This window comes from Microbacterium sp. CnD16-F, from assembly GCF_024124465.1.
GTDB classification, from domain to species: Bacteria; Actinomycetota; Actinomycetes; order Actinomycetales; family Microbacteriaceae; genus Microbacterium; species Microbacterium gawkjiense.
The window spans coordinates 1-14,471 of the sequence record NZ_JAMXSA010000065.1; the positions used below are offsets into that span (position 1 = coordinate 1).

General features: G+C 71.0%; 12 protein-coding genes. 1 reads left to right on the top strand and 11 read right to left on the bottom strand.

What is annotated here, in order from left to right:
- From NH287_RS13415 to NH287_RS13465, 11 genes are all read right to left on the bottom strand, one after another.
- On the bottom strand, positions 1 to 746 hold a 746-nt coding region (locus NH287_RS13415; RefSeq protein ID WP_253036015.1), incomplete at its 3' end, for an NAD(P)/FAD-dependent oxidoreductase.
- Positions 743 to 2,995, bottom strand: a complete 2,253-nt coding sequence (gene cofG / locus NH287_RS13420) for a 7,8-didemethyl-8-hydroxy-5-deazariboflavin synthase CofG (RefSeq protein WP_253036016.1) — start codon at positions 2,993 to 2,995, stop codon at positions 743 to 745. The genes cofG and NH287_RS13415, both read right to left, overlap by 4 nt.
- Before the next feature lie 8 nt (positions 2,996 to 3,003).
- Positions 3,004 to 4,512: a CoA-acylating methylmalonate-semialdehyde dehydrogenase gene (locus NH287_RS13425; RefSeq protein ID WP_253036017.1), complete on the bottom strand. Its 1,509-nt coding sequence runs from the start codon at positions 4,510 to 4,512 to the stop codon at positions 3,004 to 3,006.
- 20 nt (positions 4,513 to 4,532) lie between these two features.
- Positions 4,533 to 5,837: an aspartate aminotransferase family protein gene (locus NH287_RS13430; protein ID WP_253036018.1), complete on the bottom strand. Its 1,305-nt coding sequence runs from the start codon at positions 5,835 to 5,837 to the stop codon at positions 4,533 to 4,535.
- A 65-nt stretch (positions 5,838 to 5,902) separates the two neighbouring features.
- On the bottom strand, positions 5,903 to 7,081 hold the full coding sequence (locus NH287_RS13435; protein WP_253036019.1) for an ABC transporter substrate-binding protein: 1,179 nt from the start codon (positions 7,079 to 7,081) through the stop codon (positions 5,903 to 5,905).
- Positions 7,082 to 7,151: 70 nt separating this feature from the next.
- On the bottom strand, positions 7,152 to 7,916 hold the full coding sequence (locus tag NH287_RS13440; protein WP_253036020.1) for an ABC transporter permease: 765 nt from the start codon (positions 7,914 to 7,916) through the stop codon (positions 7,152 to 7,154).
- A gap of 7 nt (positions 7,917 to 7,923) precedes the next feature.
- A complete protein-coding gene (locus NH287_RS13445) occupies positions 7,924 to 8,718 on the bottom strand; it encodes an ABC transporter ATP-binding protein (RefSeq protein WP_253036021.1) in 795 nt (264 codons plus the stop codon).
- Between the two features lie 31 nt (positions 8,719 to 8,749).
- Positions 8,750 to 9,631, bottom strand: coding sequence for an ABC transporter permease (locus tag NH287_RS13450; protein WP_253036022.1), 882 nt, complete (start codon positions 9,629 to 9,631; stop codon positions 8,750 to 8,752).
- On the bottom strand, positions 9,628 to 10,644 hold the full coding sequence (locus NH287_RS13455) for a TIGR03842 family LLM class F420-dependent oxidoreductase (RefSeq protein WP_253036023.1): 1,017 nt from the start codon (positions 10,642 to 10,644) through the stop codon (positions 9,628 to 9,630). The genes NH287_RS13450 and NH287_RS13455 overlap by 4 nt, the downstream gene beginning before the upstream one ends.
- 23 nt (positions 10,645 to 10,667) lie before the next feature.
- Positions 10,668 to 12,104 carry a dihydropyrimidinase gene (hydA, locus tag NH287_RS13460; RefSeq protein ID WP_253036024.1) on the bottom strand — a complete coding sequence of 479 codons (1,437 nt, stop codon included), beginning with the start codon at positions 12,102 to 12,104 and terminating at the stop codon, positions 10,668 to 10,670.
- A 23-nt stretch (positions 12,105 to 12,127) separates the two neighbouring features.
- Positions 12,128 to 12,976 (bottom strand): nitrilase-related carbon-nitrogen hydrolase, encoded by an 849-nt coding sequence (locus tag NH287_RS13465; RefSeq protein WP_253036025.1) that lies wholly within the window; start codon positions 12,974 to 12,976, stop codon positions 12,128 to 12,130.
- A 115-nt stretch (positions 12,977 to 13,091) separates the two neighbouring features.
- On the opposite strand from NH287_RS13465, the gene NH287_RS13470 reads away from it, so the two are divergent.
- Positions 13,092 to 14,438 carry an aminotransferase class I/II-fold pyridoxal phosphate-dependent enzyme gene (locus tag NH287_RS13470; protein ID WP_253036026.1) on the top strand — a complete coding sequence of 449 codons (1,347 nt, stop codon included), beginning with the start codon at positions 13,092 to 13,094 and terminating at the stop codon, positions 14,436 to 14,438.
- Positions 14,439 to 14,471: the final 33 nt, after the last annotated feature.

Below are 14,471 nucleotides of genomic sequence, written 5' to 3' on the forward strand. Positions count from 1 at the left end.
CCCCGCCCCGATCGCGCGGCGAACCGCTCGTCGTCGCCCGCCGCGAGCCTCCGCCGCTCGCGCGCGATCGCCCCGGGCGCCGAGAACAGCTCGGCGTCGCGCGCGTCGTACCGGCGCCCACCGCGCGGAAGCACCCACGCCGGAGAGCGCTGGAAGAGGACCACCTCGGCGCCCGAGCGGACCAGCTCGGGAACGAGTTGGGCGGCGCTGGACCCCGTCCCGACGACGGCGATGCGGGTGCCGGCGACCGACCCGGTCGCGTCCCAGCGCGCCGTGTGGCCGACTGCTCCGGGAAAAGAGGGCAGACCGGGGACGTCGGGGATGCGGGGCTCGGACAACCGCCCGCAGCCGAGGACCAGCACATCGGCCGAGTCGGGGCCGCCGGCCGAGAAGCCGAGCCGCCAGCGCTCGGCGACGGGGTCCCATTCGGCATCCGTCAGTGCCGTCCCGAAGCGGATCGCGTTCCGCAGACCCTCGCGGTCGACGACCCCCTCGAGGTAGGCGGCGATCTCGGCGCCCGGGGCGAACTCGGCCGACCAGCCGGGGTGGGGGTGACGCTCGAGGCTGTACAGGTGCGCCGGGACGTCGCACGCGACGCCCGGATAGACGTTCTCGCGCCACGTCCCGCCGACCCGATCCGCCCGCTCGACCACCACCACGTCGTGGCCGGCCTCGCGCAGCTCGATCGCGGCCGCGATGCCCGCGAAACCCGCGCCGACGACGACGACCTCGGCGTGGCCGCTCATGCGGCCGCCTCCGCCGGTGTCCCGTAGGTCGTGGTGCGTTCGCGCAGCCGGCGGCGCAGCGACCCGGCCAAGCGGGAGGCGTCACCGAAGGGCAGCTCAAGCCCCCGCTCGACCCCTGTGTCGGGGCGCATGCGCCCGTCGAGGAGGGTGCCGCCCAGATCGTCGCCGCCGCTGCGCAGCAGCTCCGCGGTGATCGCCCGCCCGTGTCGGGTCCAGGGGATCTGGATGTGGCGGATGCCGTCGTTCAGGAGCAGGCGCGCGACGGCGACCATCGCACGGTGCTCATCGAGGTCCGATCGCTCGGCGGTGCGCGTGCCGCCGCCGGGGAGCGGGATCGGCACGAACTCGGTGAACCCGCCGGTCTCGTCGTGCAGTCCGCGGAGTGTCAGCAGGTGGGCCACGCGGTCGGCCGCCGATTCGATGTGGCCGTAGAAGAGGACCGAGCTCGTTCGCATGCCGTGCGCATGCTCGGCGCGGATGATCTCGAGCCACCGATCGACGTCGAGGTCGCCGGGGGCGATGCGGCGCCGGATGTCGTCGTCCAGGACTTTCACCCCCGTTCCGGGCATCGTGCCCACGCCCGCCGCGCGGAGGGCGGCGATGGCGCGCGGCACACCGATGGTCGTGCGGTCGGCCAGGTCGGCGACATCCTGCGGGCGGAAGGCGTGCAGGTGCAGCGACGGCGCGGCCGCGCGCACGGCGTGCACGAGGTCCACGTACAGGCGCGGGTCCTCCCTGGGGTCCAGCCGCCCCTGGATGCAGAGTTCCGTCGCGCCGAGGGACGCGGCATCCCTCGCGATCGCCTCGACGTCGGCGAGCCCGAACGCCCCCGCACCGACGGGTGCGCGGTGCAGGCCAGACGACGCGAGGTTGCGGTTGACGACGATGCTCACGGTGTCGCCGATCGTCGTGCGCCGCAGGTCGTCGGCGGTGCGGATGAGTCGTTCCAGATCATCGCCGGTCGCCGTCAGCAGGTGCTCCCAGTCGGCCGCATCGAGCTCGCGCGGGGTCGTCGCCGCCGTCTCGAGCAGCGCCGTGCCGCGACGACGCCGTGACGTCGCGGCGCGCGCGCGGCCCGCGAGACCCGTCCCCGGCTCGGCGAGCGAGGCGACGGCGGCGTGGAGGGCAGGGTCGATCCAGGCGGCGGGCGCCCGCACGTACTCGGGGTGGGCGGTCAGCCGCTCGACGAGCGTGAAGCCTGCCGCAGCGGTGTGGGCGGCGAGGTCGTCGAGATGCGGCCACGGCCGCTCCGGATTGACGTGATCGGCGGTCAGCGGCGAGACCCCACCCCAGTCGTCGACCCCCGCAGCGAGCAGCGACGCGAGCTCCGCTGGATCGGAGAGGTTCGGCGGCGCCTGGATGCGCATGCCGGGTCCGAGGATGAGTCGCGCGACGGCGATCGCCGCGAGGTAGGCGTCGCGATCGGCATCCGCCACCGCCGCCATCGCCGTCCGGGGCTTCGCCCGGAAGTTCTGCACGATGACCTCCTGCACGTGCCCGTGACGGGCGTGCGCGTCGCGCAGCGCGAACAGGGAGGCCGCACGATCGGCGAGGGTCTCGCCGATGCCGACCAGGATGCCGGTGGTGAACGGGATGCGGGCTCGCCCCGCATCCTCGATCACGGCGAGACGGAGAGCGGGATCCTTGTCGGGAGAGCCGTGGTGCGCGGCGCCCGGGGTCTCGAACAGGGCGCGCGAGGTCGTCTCCAGCATCATCCCCATCGACGGCGACACCGGGCGGAGCGCCGCGAGCTCGGCGGCGGACATGACCCCCGGGTTCGCGTGCGTGAGGAGCCCGGTCTCACGGGTGACCAGCCGCGCCGCATGGGCGACGTAGTCGATCGTCGAGGCGAAGCCGTGCGCGTCGAGCCACGCCCGCGCCTCGGGCCAGCGGTCCTCGGGCCGGTCGCCGAGGGTGAGCAGGGCCTCCTTGCAGCCCTGCGCCGCGCCCGCGCGCGCGATCCGGAGGATCTGCGCGTCGTCGAGGTAGGCGGGGGCCTTCTTGCGGAGGAGCTGGGCGGGGGTGTCGACGAACGCGCAGTAGTGGCAACGGTCCCGGCAGAGCGTGGTCAGCGGGAGAAAGACCTTGCGCGAGTAGGTCACGACGCCGGGACGGCCCGCGGCGGCCAGGCCCGCGTTGCGGACGGCGGCGGCGCGCGCCAGGAGCGTCTCGAGCTCGCGCCCGGTCGAGGCCAGCAGGCGCTCGGCCTCGACCGGGTCGGTGAGGATGTCGTCGGTGGGGTGGGACATCGGCGGCCTCAGTCGTGCTGCGGGAAGCCCAGGTTCAGGCCGCCGTGCGACGGGTCGAGCCAGCGCGAGGTCACCGCCTTCTCACGGGTGAAGAACGCGAACCCCTGCGGACCGTACGCCTTCGCGTCGCCGAACAGCGACGCCTTCCAGCCGCCGAACGAGTGGTAGGCCACCGGCACCGGGATCGGGACGTTGACCCCGACCATGCCGACGCTCACCTCGCGCTGGAACCGGCGGGCGGCACCGCCGTCGTTCGTGAAGATCGCGGTGCCGTTGCCGTACGGGCTCGCCTCGATGAGCGCGAGACCCTCCTCGTACCCTGCCACCCGCACGACCGAGAGAACCGGCCCGAAGATCTCATCGGTGTAGACGCAGGACGAGGTCGGCACCTTGTCGATGAGGGTGGGACCGAGCCAGAAGCCATCACCGTCGGCATCCGGAACCACGTCGCGGCCGTCGACGACGATCTCGGCGCCGTCGGATGCCGCGATGTCGAGGTATCCGGCGACCTTGTCACGGTGCTCTCGGGTGATGAGCGGTCCCATGTCGCACCCACGCGTGCCGTCGCCGGTGCGCAGCGTCGCGACGCGCTCGGCGATCCTCGCGACGAGGGCGTCGGCGATCGGCTCGGTCGCCAGCAGCACCGAGATCGCCATGCAGCGCTCGCCCGCCGACCCGAACCCCGCGTTGACGGCGGCGTCGGCGGCCAGGTCGAGGTCGGCATCCGGAAGCACCAGCATGTGGTTCTTCGCACCGCCCAGCGCCTGCACCCGCTTGCCCTGCGCGCTCGCGCGCTCGTAGATGTAGCGCGCGATCGGGGTCGAGCCGACGAACGAGACCGCGCCGACCGTCGGGTGGTCGAGGATCGCGTCGACGGCCTCCTTGTCGCCGTGGACGACGTTGAGCACGCCAGCCGGCAGCCCCGCCTCGACGAGGGCACGCGCGATCCAGTCGGACGCCGACGGATCCTTCTCGCTCGGCTTCAGCACGACCGTGTTGCCCGAGACGAGCGCGATCGGAAGGAACCAGAGCGGCACCATCGCGGGGAAGTTGAAGGGACTGATGACCCCGACGACGCCGACGGGCTGCTTCACCGAGTAGACGTCGACGCCCGTGGAGACGTTCTCGGAGTACTCGCCCTTGAGGAGGTGACCCGCCCCGCAGGCGAACTCGACGACCTCGAGACCGCGGGCGATCTCGCCGAGCGCGTCGGAGAGCACCTTGCCGTGCTCGGCCGTGAGGATCGCGGCGAGCTCGTCCTTGCGCGCGTTCAGGATCTCGCGGAACGAGAACATGACGCCCTGCCGCTTCGCGAGACTCGCGTCGCGCCACGCCGGCAGGGCGGCGGCGGCACGGTCGACCGCGGCGCTCACGTCGGCAGTGCTCGCGAGGCGGACCCGGCCGCTGACGACTCCGGTGGCGGGATTGTGGATGGGGGCCGTGCGGTCGGACTCGCCGCTCCACGCGGCGCCGTCGACCCAGTGCTCGAGCACGGCGACATCAGGCTGGTCGGTCATGGTTCCTCCGATGGGGTGGGTCAGAGCGCGGCGAGCGCCGCGTCGTAGATCTCGAGCGCGCGTCGCACCTCGTCGTCGGTGACGACGCAGGGCGGGACGACGTGGAGGCGGTTGTCGGCGGTGAAGGGCAACAGGCCCCGGGCCATGAGGTCCTTCTTCAGCGCGCCGATCACCGCCGGGGCGACGGGCTCGCGGGTGACGGGGTCGGCGACCAGTTCGAGAGCCCAGAAGACCCCCTCACCCCGCACCTCCCCGATGATCGGATGCTTCTCGGCGAGAGCGCGCAGCCCAGGACCGAGGACGGTCTCCCCGATGCGGCGGGCGCCTTCCACGATGCCCTCCTCCCGCATCGCGTCGATCGTCGCGACCACCGATGCTGCCGCGAGAGGATGCCCCGAATAGGTCAACCCGCCCGGGAACACCCGCTCATCGAAGGTCGCCGCGATCTCATCCGAGATGATCACCCCACCGATCGGGACGTACCCCGAGTTCACGCCCTTCGCGAACGTGATCAGATCCGGGACCACGTCGTGACCCTCGAACGCGAACCACCGGCCCGTGCGCCCGAACCCGCTCATCACCTCATCCAGGATCAGGACGATGCCGAACTCGTCGGCCAGACGCCGCACCCCCGCGAGGTAGCCGGGCGGGGGGATCATGATGCCCGCCGTCCCCGGCACCGACTCGAGCAGGATCGCCGCGATGGAGCTCGGCCCTTCCGCCTCGATGACCCGACGCAGGTGGTGCAACGCGCGCTCGCACTCCTCCTCCGGGGTGGTCGCCCAGAACTCCGACCGGTACAGGTAGGGGCCGAAGAAGTGCACGTGGCCCCGCGCGTACTCGTTCGGGATGCGGCGCCAATCCCCCGTCGCGACGATCGCCGCTCCGGTGTTGCCGTGGTAGCTGCGGTAGCGCGAGAGCACCTTGTCCCGCCCGGTGTGCAACCGCGCCATCCGGATCGCGTTCTCGTTCGCGTCCGCTCCGCCGTTCGTGAAGAACACCTTCGAGAACCCGTCGGGCGCCAGATCCACGATCCGCTTCGCCGCCTCGCCCCGGGCGAGGTTGGCGGTCGAGGGGGCGACGGTGGTCATGATGTCGGCCTGCGCCTTGATCGCGTCGACGACGGCGGGATGCTGGTGCCCGATGTTCACGTTGACGAGCTGGCTCGAGAAGTCGAGCAGGCGTGTGCCGGCGTGGTCCCACACGGTCGCCCCCGATCCGCCCGCGAGGGGGAACGGGTCGATGAGCGCCTGCGCCGACCAGGAGTGGAAGACGTGGGCGCGGTCGAGTTCGCGGGTACGGAGATCAAGGTCTTCGGAGGTCATCTGAGGAGTGCTCTCTGTCAGGACGGTCCCGGGGCTCGCACCCCGGGACCGTCGTGGTGGTGCTGCTACTGTCCACCCTCGGTGAGGGTCACGTCGATGGGCGTGTACTCCCCGTCGAGGCTGACGCCCTCGTCCTCCAGCTCGGCGATCGCCTTCTCGATGTACTCGTTCGAGAACGCGGATGCCGGGGGTTCCTCGGTGATGAGGTTCATGCCGTCCTGGTTCACCGCGGCGAGGGCTCCGTCGACCGTCTGGTCCCACTTGTCCTGCTCGACGGTCCCGAAGGGCGCGTCGGTCCAGATGAGCTTGTTGACCTCGTTGAGCTGCCACAGCTGGTGCACCGGTCCGACCGGGAAGGCGGCTTCGGCGTTCGAGGCGACGTCCCACACGAGCGAGGCGGAGTCCTCGACGTTGTCACGGGCGTACAGCCAGCCCTTCGCGATCGCCTTGAGGAAGCGCACCGCCGCGTCGGCGTATGCCGGGTCCTCGTCGAGCCGCTGCGTGTCGGCCCAGATCGCGTCCTGCAGCATCGCGCCCTCGGTGTCGTCGTAGTAGATGACGTCGAGGTCGTCGAGCGTGTAGAGCTTGCCCGTATCGGGGTTGACGACCTCGAGCACCTGGGCGAGCTCGTTGTAGGTCATCGCCTGCGCGGCATCCACGTCGCCGTCGAGCAGGGCGTTCATCGAGAAGTCCTGCGTCGTGATCGACACGGTGGAGGCGTCGAGGTCGTCCGCCGCCATCGCGGCGAAGATCTCCCACTCGTTGCCGAAGCCCCACGAGCCGATGCGCTTGCCTTCGAAGTCCGCGACGTCGGTGATCCCGTCGCCCTTCCATGAGACCTGCGTCGTGCCCGAACGCTGGAAGACCTGCGCGATGTCGGTGAGCTCGACGCCCGTGGACTCGATGGTCCCGAGCACCTTGGGGACCCAGGCGACGGCAAAGTCGACGTCACCGGCGGCGAGCGCGTCCTGCGGCACGATGTCGCCGCCCGAGGGCACGATCTCGACGTTGTTGAAGCCTTCCTCCTCGAAGTAGCCCTTCTCCTGCGCGACGTAGTAGCCGGCGAACTGCGCCTGCGGCAGCCACTGCAGCTGCAGCTTGATGTCGGTGATCGGCGTGAAGTCGGCGTCATCACCGCCGGCGGTGGGTGTGGTGCTCGTGGTGCCCGCGCACGCGGACAGGGCGAGGGCGCCGGCGGTCAGGGTCGTGACGACCGCCAACCGGCGTCGGATGCTGTGACGCATGGTGTTCCTTTCGGGTTCGGATGGTGCGGGTGGTGCGGTGGGTGGGTGGAGCGGACCGGGCCGACGGGTGTCAGACCGGCCTCCGCCTGGTCACGATGCGTTCGAGGAGCACGGTGACGAGGAAGAAGACGAGACCGACGGCGATGGCCGCGCCGACGTAGGTCCAGGCGACGGCCGCGTTCCCGGTCTTCGCGTAGCTCGCGATGGCGGTGCCGAGGCCGTCGGTGGGACCGCCGAAGTACTCCGCGACGAGCGCGGAGATGACGGCGACCGAACTGGCGATGCGGATGCCGGTCACGAGGTAGGGCAGCGCGACGGGGAGCGTGAGGCCGCGGAACTGCTGGCCGGGAGTCGCCGCGTAGGCGAGGAAGAGGTCTCGCTGCACGGGGCGGGACTGCCGCAGGCCGCGGAGGACGTTGACGAAGACCGGCACGAAGGCGGCGACCGCGGCGACCACCTGGCGTCCCGTCTGCGCCGAGGCCCCGAGCATCGTGTTCAGCAGCGGGGTGAGCGCGACGATCGGAACGACCGCGATCGCCGCGACGAGGGGCGCGAGCATGCCGTCGACCGGACGCAGCCACGCGGCGAGCGCCGCGAGGGCGACGCCGAGCACCGTACCGGCGACGAGCCCGACGAGCGTGTTGCCCCCGGTGACCAGCGCGTCCTCGGCGACCACGCCGCCGATCCGCAAGGCGGTCTCGGCGACGTCGGCGGGGGCGGGGATCAGCGCGAGCCGCCCGATCTTGACGCCCGAGAGCACCTGCCACAGGACGAGGAGCAGGATGCCGGTGGCCATCGGTGCAGCGATGCGGGCGATCCGCTCGGTCGCGGTCATGATGCCGTCACCGCTCGTTCGCTCGGGCGACGGGCGTGCCGTGGAGCGCTTCGCGCACCTCGGTCACCTTCTCGAAGAACTCCGGCGACTCCCGCAGGAGGTCGGGACGATCGTGCCCGAACGGCACGGCGACGAGATCGGTGATGCGGCCCGGTCGCGGCGACATGACGACGACGCGGTCGGACAGGTAGACGGCTTCGGGGATCGAGTGCGTCACGAAAACGACGGCGGCGCCGGTCTCCCCGGTGATGCGGGTGAGTTCGGTCTGCATCCGTTCGCGCGTCATCTCGTCGAGCGCGCCGAACGGCTCGTCCATGAGGAGGAGCTTCGGCCGCGCGGCGAGGGCGCGAGCGATCGCGACGCGCTGCTGCATGCCGCCGGACAGCTCGTCGGGGTACCGCTTGCCGAAGTCGGTGAGGCCGACGAGCTCGGCGAGCTCTGCCGCGCGGGCCCGTCGTTCGGCGCCGCCGACGCCGTGCAGCTCGAGGGGCAGCACGATGTTCTCGAGCACGGTCCGCCACGGCAAGAGCCCGGCCTGTTGGAAGGCGATGCCGTAGTCCTGGTCGAGGCGCGCCTTCTTCGGCGTCTTGCCGAAGACCTCGAGCGAGCCCGCCGTGGGCTGATCGAGGTCGGCGATCAGCCGCATGAGCGTCGACTTGCCGCATCCCGACGGGCCGATCAGCGACACGAACTCGCCTGCCGCGATCTCGAGGTCGACCCCGGTGAGGGCGTGCACCTCAGCGGTGCGGCGGCCTCCGAAGGTGCGGCCGACGCCGGTGGCGCGGACGGCGATCTCGCTCATGCGGACGTTCCTCTCGGGTGAGGGCGGGGGATCATGCGGATGCCTCCCCGCGGCGGTACCGGCGAAGGCCCGTCGCGAGCAGCGCGACGACCCCGGCGACGAGGAGGCCGAGCAGGACGGCGCCGAAGATGGGACCCCACGGGAGTGCGGGGTCGGCGGAGGCGGATTGCGCGGCCTGCAGCAGCATCCGTCCGAGGCCGCCGCGCATGCCGATGGACACCTCGGCGACGATGGCGCCGACGACGGCGTTCGCCGCGGCGAGACGGGCTGCGGGGATCAGGTACGGGACCGCGGCGGGGAAGCGCAGCCGGCGCAGGGTCTGGCCGTAACCGGCGGCGTAGCTGCGCATGAGGTCGAGATGGATCGCGTCGGGCGACGACAAACCCTTGAGCGCACCGATCGAGACCGGGAAGAAGGCCAGGTACGAGGCGATCACCGCCACCGACAGCCACTCCGGCCAGGGCAGCCCGGCTCGGTCGATCTGCGACCCGATGCGGGCGACGAGGGGGGCGAAGGCGATGAGCGGCACGGTCTGCGACACGACGATCCAGGGCAGGAGTCCGCGCTCGACGATGCGCCAGCGCTGCATCAGCAGGGCGAAGCCGACACCCACGACGACGCCGATGACCCACCCGACGAGCGCGATGCCGAGGGTGAGCAGGCCGGCACTCGCGACGGTCGCCCACAGCGGTGGCGTCGCGGCGCCGCTGGTGGGGTCGAACAGCCGCGCGATCATGTCGGTGACGTGGGGCATCGCACGGTCGTGGGTGCGCGGCAGGACGCGCACGCCGTCCTCGCCACCGAGGACGAGACCGTCGGCGGGTCCGAGCCACTTGTACGCCTCCCACAGCGCGACGAGGGCGAGGACGCCGACGACGCCCCACCCCCACGCGGCTGCTGTGCGTCGCGTCATGACTTGGCCGTGATGTGATCGGAGAGCGCGGGGATCACGGTCTCGCCGTAGACCCGCATCGTCTCCTCCTTGTTGTCGTGCTGCAGGTAGCCGGCGAACTGCGTCACGCCGAGCGCTTTGAGCTGCTCGAGCTTGGCGATGTGGTCCTCGGCCGTGCCGAGCAGGCAGAACCGGTCGACGATCTCGTCGGGGACGAAGTCGACGTGGTCGTTGTCGCTCTTGCCGTGCGAGTTGTAGTCGTACCCGGTGCGGCCCGCGATGTAGTCGGTGAGGGCCTGGGGCACATCGCCGTCCGCGCCGTACTTCGCGACGATGTCGGCGACGTGGTTGCCGACCATCCCGCCGAACCAGCGGCACTGGTCGCGCATGTGCTCCCAGTCGTCGCCGATGTACATCGGGGCGGCGACGCAGAACGCGATCGAATCGGGGTCACGGCCGGCCGCCTCGGCGGCATCCCGCACCACCTTGATCATCCAGGCGGCGATGTCGACGTCGGCCAGCTGCAGGATGAACCCGTCGCCGACCTCGCCGGTGAGCTTCAGCGCCATCGGGCCGTAGGCGGCGACCCAGACGTCGAGCTCGGATCCGCGGCTCCAGGGGAACTGGAGCGTCGCCCCCTTGTACTCGACGGGTCGCGAGTTGGCGAGTTCTCGGATGACGTGGATCGACTCGCGCAGCTCCCGCATCGTCACCGGCTTGCCGTTGGTCACGCGCACCGCCGAGTCCCCGCGGCCGATGCCGCAGATCGTGCGGTTGCCGTACATTTCGTTGAGCGTCGCGAAGACGGATGCCGTGACGGTCCAGTCGCGGGTGGCGGGGTTCGTGACGAACGGCCCCACGGTGATGCGCTTGGTCGCGTTGAGGATCGCGGAGTGGACGACGTACGGCTCCTCCCAGAGGAGGTGCGAGTCGAAGGTCCAGACGTGGCTGAAGCCGTGCGCCTCGGCGAGCGTCGACAGCTGCACGGTGCGCGAGGCGGGTGGGTTCGTCTGCAGGACGACGCCGAAGTCCATGGGTCCTCTTTCGGGTGTTCGGGTCAGATGAGGTACTGGCTGAGACCGCGCTTGACGAAGCGGCCGTCGCCCTTGCGCCCGAGGTAGGCGCCGTCGTCGACGATGACCTTGCCGCGCGAGAGGACGGTGTCGACGTGCCCGTCGATCTCGAAGCCCTCCCACGCGGAGTGGTCCATGTTCATGTGGTGGGTCTTCTCGTAGCCGATCGAGGTGTGACCGTTGGGGTCGTAGATGACGACGTCTCCGTCGGCACCCGGGGCGATGACGCCCTTCTTGCCGTACATGCCGAACATGCGCGCCGGGGTCGTGCTGGTGAGCTCGACCCAGCGCTCGAGGGTGATCTCGCCCGTGACGACCCCCTGGTACATGAGGTCGATGCGGTGCTCGACCGACCCGATGCCGTTGGGGATCGCCCGGAAGTCGCCCTTGCCGAGCTCCTTCTGGTCCTTCATGCAGAACGGGCAGTGGTCGGTCGAGACCATCTGCAGGTCGTTCGTTCGCAGCGCCTGCCACATGTGGTCCTGGTGGCCCTCGGCGCGGGAGCGGAGCGGCGTCGAGCAGACGTACTTGGCGCCCTCGAACGACCCCCACTCCTCGCTCCTGGCGCCCAGGTGCTCCTCGAGCGACAGGTAGAGGTACTGCGGGCAGGTCTCGCCGAAGACGTTCTGCCCCTTGTCGCGCGCCCAGGCGAGCTGCTCGACGGCCTGCTTCGCGCTCACGTGCACGACGTAGAGCGGTGCACCGGTGATGTTCGACAGCATGATCGCGCGGTGGGTCGCCTCCTCCTCGGCCTGCCACACGCGTGCCTTGCCGTGGAAGTACGGGTCGGTGTTGCCGGCGCGGACGAGCTGTTCGGCGAGGACGTCGATGACCGGGCCGTTCTCGGCGTGCATCATCGTGAGCAGTCCCGTGTCGGCCGAGACCTGCATGGCCTTCAGGATCTGCGCGTCGTCGGCGTAGAAGACCCCGGGGTAGGCCATGAACATCTTGAAGCTCGTGATGCCCTCATCGATCAGGGTCGGGAGCGCGGCGAGCGAGTGCTCGTCGACGCCGCCGATGATCTGGTGGAAGCCGTAGTCCACGGCGCACTCCCCCGCCGCGAGCGCGTGCCAGGCCGCGAGCCCGTCCTCGACCCGCTCGCCCTGCCGCTGCACGGCGAAGTCGACGATCGTGGTCGTCCCGCCCCAGGCTGCTGCCCGGGTGCCGGTCTCGAAGGTGTCGGAGGCGCTCGTGCCGCCGAAGGGCAGCTGCATGTGCGTGTGGGCGTCGATGCCGCCGGGGATCACGTACTTCCCCGCCGCGTCGATGACGGTGTCGACGGATGCCGCGAGGTCGTGCCCGAGCAGGGTGGAGCCGGGCGTCAGCACGGCGACGATCGTCTCGCCGTCGATGAGGACGTCGGCGGGGCCGCGTCCGGTCGACGAGACGACGGTGCCGCCGGTGATGAGCGTGGTGGTCATGGGTCCTCCGATGTGCCGTGCGGTTACGGGGCGACGATCTCGGCGTACGAGTCGGGGCGGCGGTCGCGGTAGAACTGCCAGTCGTCGCGCATCTCGCGGACGAGGTCCATGTCGAGGTCGCGGATGAGGATCTCCTCGTCGGTGCCCGAGCCGAGCGCGCCGACGTAGTTGCCGCGCGGGTCGACGATCTGGCTGGTGCCGTAGAAGGTGACCGCCTCGTCGCCGTACTCGTTGTCCTCGCGGCCGACGCGGTTGGGGGCGAGGACGAAGTAGCCGTTGGCGACGGCGGCGGCGGGCTGTTCCACCTCCCACAGTCGGTTCGACAGACCCGGCTTCGTCGCGTTCGGGTTGAAGGCGAGGTGGGCGCCGTTGAGACCGAGCTCGCGCCACGCCTCGGGGAAGTGCCGGTCGTAGCAGATGATGACGCCGACCTTGCCGACCGCGGTGTCGAAGACGGGGTACCCCAGGTTTCCCGGACGGAAGTAGAACTTCTCCCAGAACTTCTCGACGTGCGGGATGTGGTGCTTGCGGTACGAGCCGAGGATCGTGCCGTCGGCATCCACCACCACCGCCGTGTTGTAGTACACGCCGGTCTGCGCCTCTTCGTAGATGGGGAGGACCATGACCATGTTCAGCTCCTTCGCGAGCGCGGCGAAGCGCTGCACGATGGGGCCGTCGACGGGCTCGGCGTAGCGGTAGTACTTCTTCTCCTGCGTGATGCCGAAGTACGGACCGTAGAAGAGCTCCTGGAAGCAGATGACCTGAGCGCCCTGCGCTGCGGCCTCCCGCGCGAACTGCTCGTGCTTGTCGAGCATCGACTCCTTATCGCCGGTCCACGTCGTCTGCGTGATCGCCGCTCTCACCGTTGCCATCTCGGTCTTCCTTCCCTCGGTTCTGTTACTGTCCTGCTTGAACATTTCTCGACAGTTTCCGGATGTGTCGCGGTCGTTAATCCTCTGGACACCTCCCCGCACGTGAGGACGACGGATGCTGCGCCCCGAGTCGCTCGAGTCCCGCACCCCGCTGGGCATGGCGGGCGAGATCGCGCGTCTCGTGGCCGACGGCTCGCTCGAGCCGGGCGAGCGTCTGCCGACGGTGCGCGAGATGGCGGCGGCCTTGGGTGTCTCGGCGGGCACGGTCGCGGCCGCGTGGCGCGCGTTGTCGGATGCCGGGACGATCGTCTCGCGCGGTCGCGCCGGCAGCTTCGTGCGCGCCGAACCGCGCGAGTGGCTGAGCCCGCGCGTGCAGGGCCTCGCCGGGAGCGCACAGCCGGTGCGGCTGGATCTCTCGCACGGCACACCCGACCCGGCGATGCTCCCGGCGCTCGAGAACGCCTTCTCGCACGTGGCGCCCCGCGCCGACACCGGTCGCTACCACGATCTGCCCGTGCTGCCCGAGCTCCACGCGCACATCGCCGAGACGTGGCCGGCGCCGGGCATCGAGACCTTCACCGTCGTCGACGGGGCCCTCGACGGCATCTCGCGGACCCTCGAGCAGGTCGTCCGCTTCGGTGACCGCGTCGCGGTGGAGTCCCCCGGCTTCCCGTACTTCTTCGACCTGCTCGATGCCCTCGGCGCCGAGCCGATCCCGCTGGCCCTCGACCGCGACGGCGTGACGCCCGGCTCGCTCTCGCGAGCGCTCGCCCGGAAGCCCACCGCGATCGTGCTGCAGCCGCGGGCGCAGAACCCGACCGGCATCTCGATGACCGTCGAGCGCGCCCGCGTGCTCGCGCAGCTCATCATGAACGCCCCCGACGGGCGTCGCGTGACGGTGATCGAGGACGACCACTCCGCCCTCATATCGTCGGCCCCCGATGTGACCCTCGCACGATGGATCCCGGGGCAGGTCGTGCACGTCCGGAGCTTCTCGAAATCCCACGGCCCCGACCTGCGCATCGCCGCCCTGGGCGGCCCGGCGCGCGTGGTCGAGCGGCTCGTGGCGAGGCGGATGCTGGGCCCCGGGTGGACCTCGCGCCTGCTGCAGACCGTGCTGCTGGGCCTGCTCACCGATCCCGGCGCGGTCGCGCGGGTGCGCACCGCACGACTGATCTACCGCGACCGCCTCGACAGCATGGCCTCCGCACTCCGACGGTTCGGCGTGGACGTCGGCGACCCGGACGGCATCAACCTGTGGGTGCCGGTCGTCGACGAGCGCGCCGCCCGGATGCGGCTCGCCGTCTCGGGCATCGCGGTCTCGGCCGGCGCCCCCTACCGCGCGCCGACCGACGAGGTGACCACGCCGCACATCCGGGTCACCGCGGGTGCCCTCACCGCGAACGTGCGCCTGGTCGCCGAGGCACTGGCCGAGGCGGCGCAGGCCCCCGCGGTGGGCTGAGGGCGGCGTTCGCGCTCAGAGCCCCGCGGCGCC

Bases quoted from the DNA above. Each gene is read 5' to 3' on its own strand.
- cofG (WP_253036016.1), bottom strand. From the start codon at position 2,995: ATGTCCCACCCCACCGACGACATCCTCACCGACCCGGTCGAGGCCGAG.
- NH287_RS13425 (WP_253036017.1), bottom strand. From the start codon at position 4,512: ATGACCGACCAGCCTGATGTCGCCGTGCTCGAGCACTGGGTCGACGGC.
- NH287_RS13430 (WP_253036018.1), bottom strand. From the start codon at position 5,837: ATGACCTCCGAAGACCTTGATCTCCGTACCCGCGAACTCGACCGCGCC.
- NH287_RS13435 (WP_253036019.1), bottom strand. From the start codon at position 7,081: ATGCGTCACAGCATCCGACGCCGGTTGGCGGTCGTCACGACCCTGACC.
- NH287_RS13440 (WP_253036020.1), bottom strand. From the start codon at position 7,916: ATGACCGCGACCGAGCGGATCGCCCGCATCGCTGCACCGATGGCCACC.
- NH287_RS13445 (WP_253036021.1), bottom strand. From the start codon at position 8,718: ATGAGCGAGATCGCCGTCCGCGCCACCGGCGTCGGCCGCACCTTCGGA.
- NH287_RS13450 (WP_253036022.1), bottom strand. From the start codon at position 9,631: ATGACGCGACGCACAGCAGCCGCGTGGGGGTGGGGCGTCGTCGGCGTC.
- NH287_RS13455 (WP_253036023.1), bottom strand. From the start codon at position 10,644: ATGGACTTCGGCGTCGTCCTGCAGACGAACCCACCCGCCTCGCGCACC.
- hydA (WP_253036024.1), bottom strand. From the start codon at position 12,104: ATGACCACCACGCTCATCACCGGCGGCACCGTCGTCTCGTCGACCGGA.
- NH287_RS13465 (WP_253036025.1), bottom strand. From the start codon at position 12,976: ATGGCAACGGTGAGAGCGGCGATCACGCAGACGACGTGGACCGGCGAT.
- NH287_RS13470 (WP_253036026.1), top strand. From the start codon at position 13,092: ATGCTGCGCCCCGAGTCGCTCGAGTCCCGCACCCCGCTGGGCATGGCG.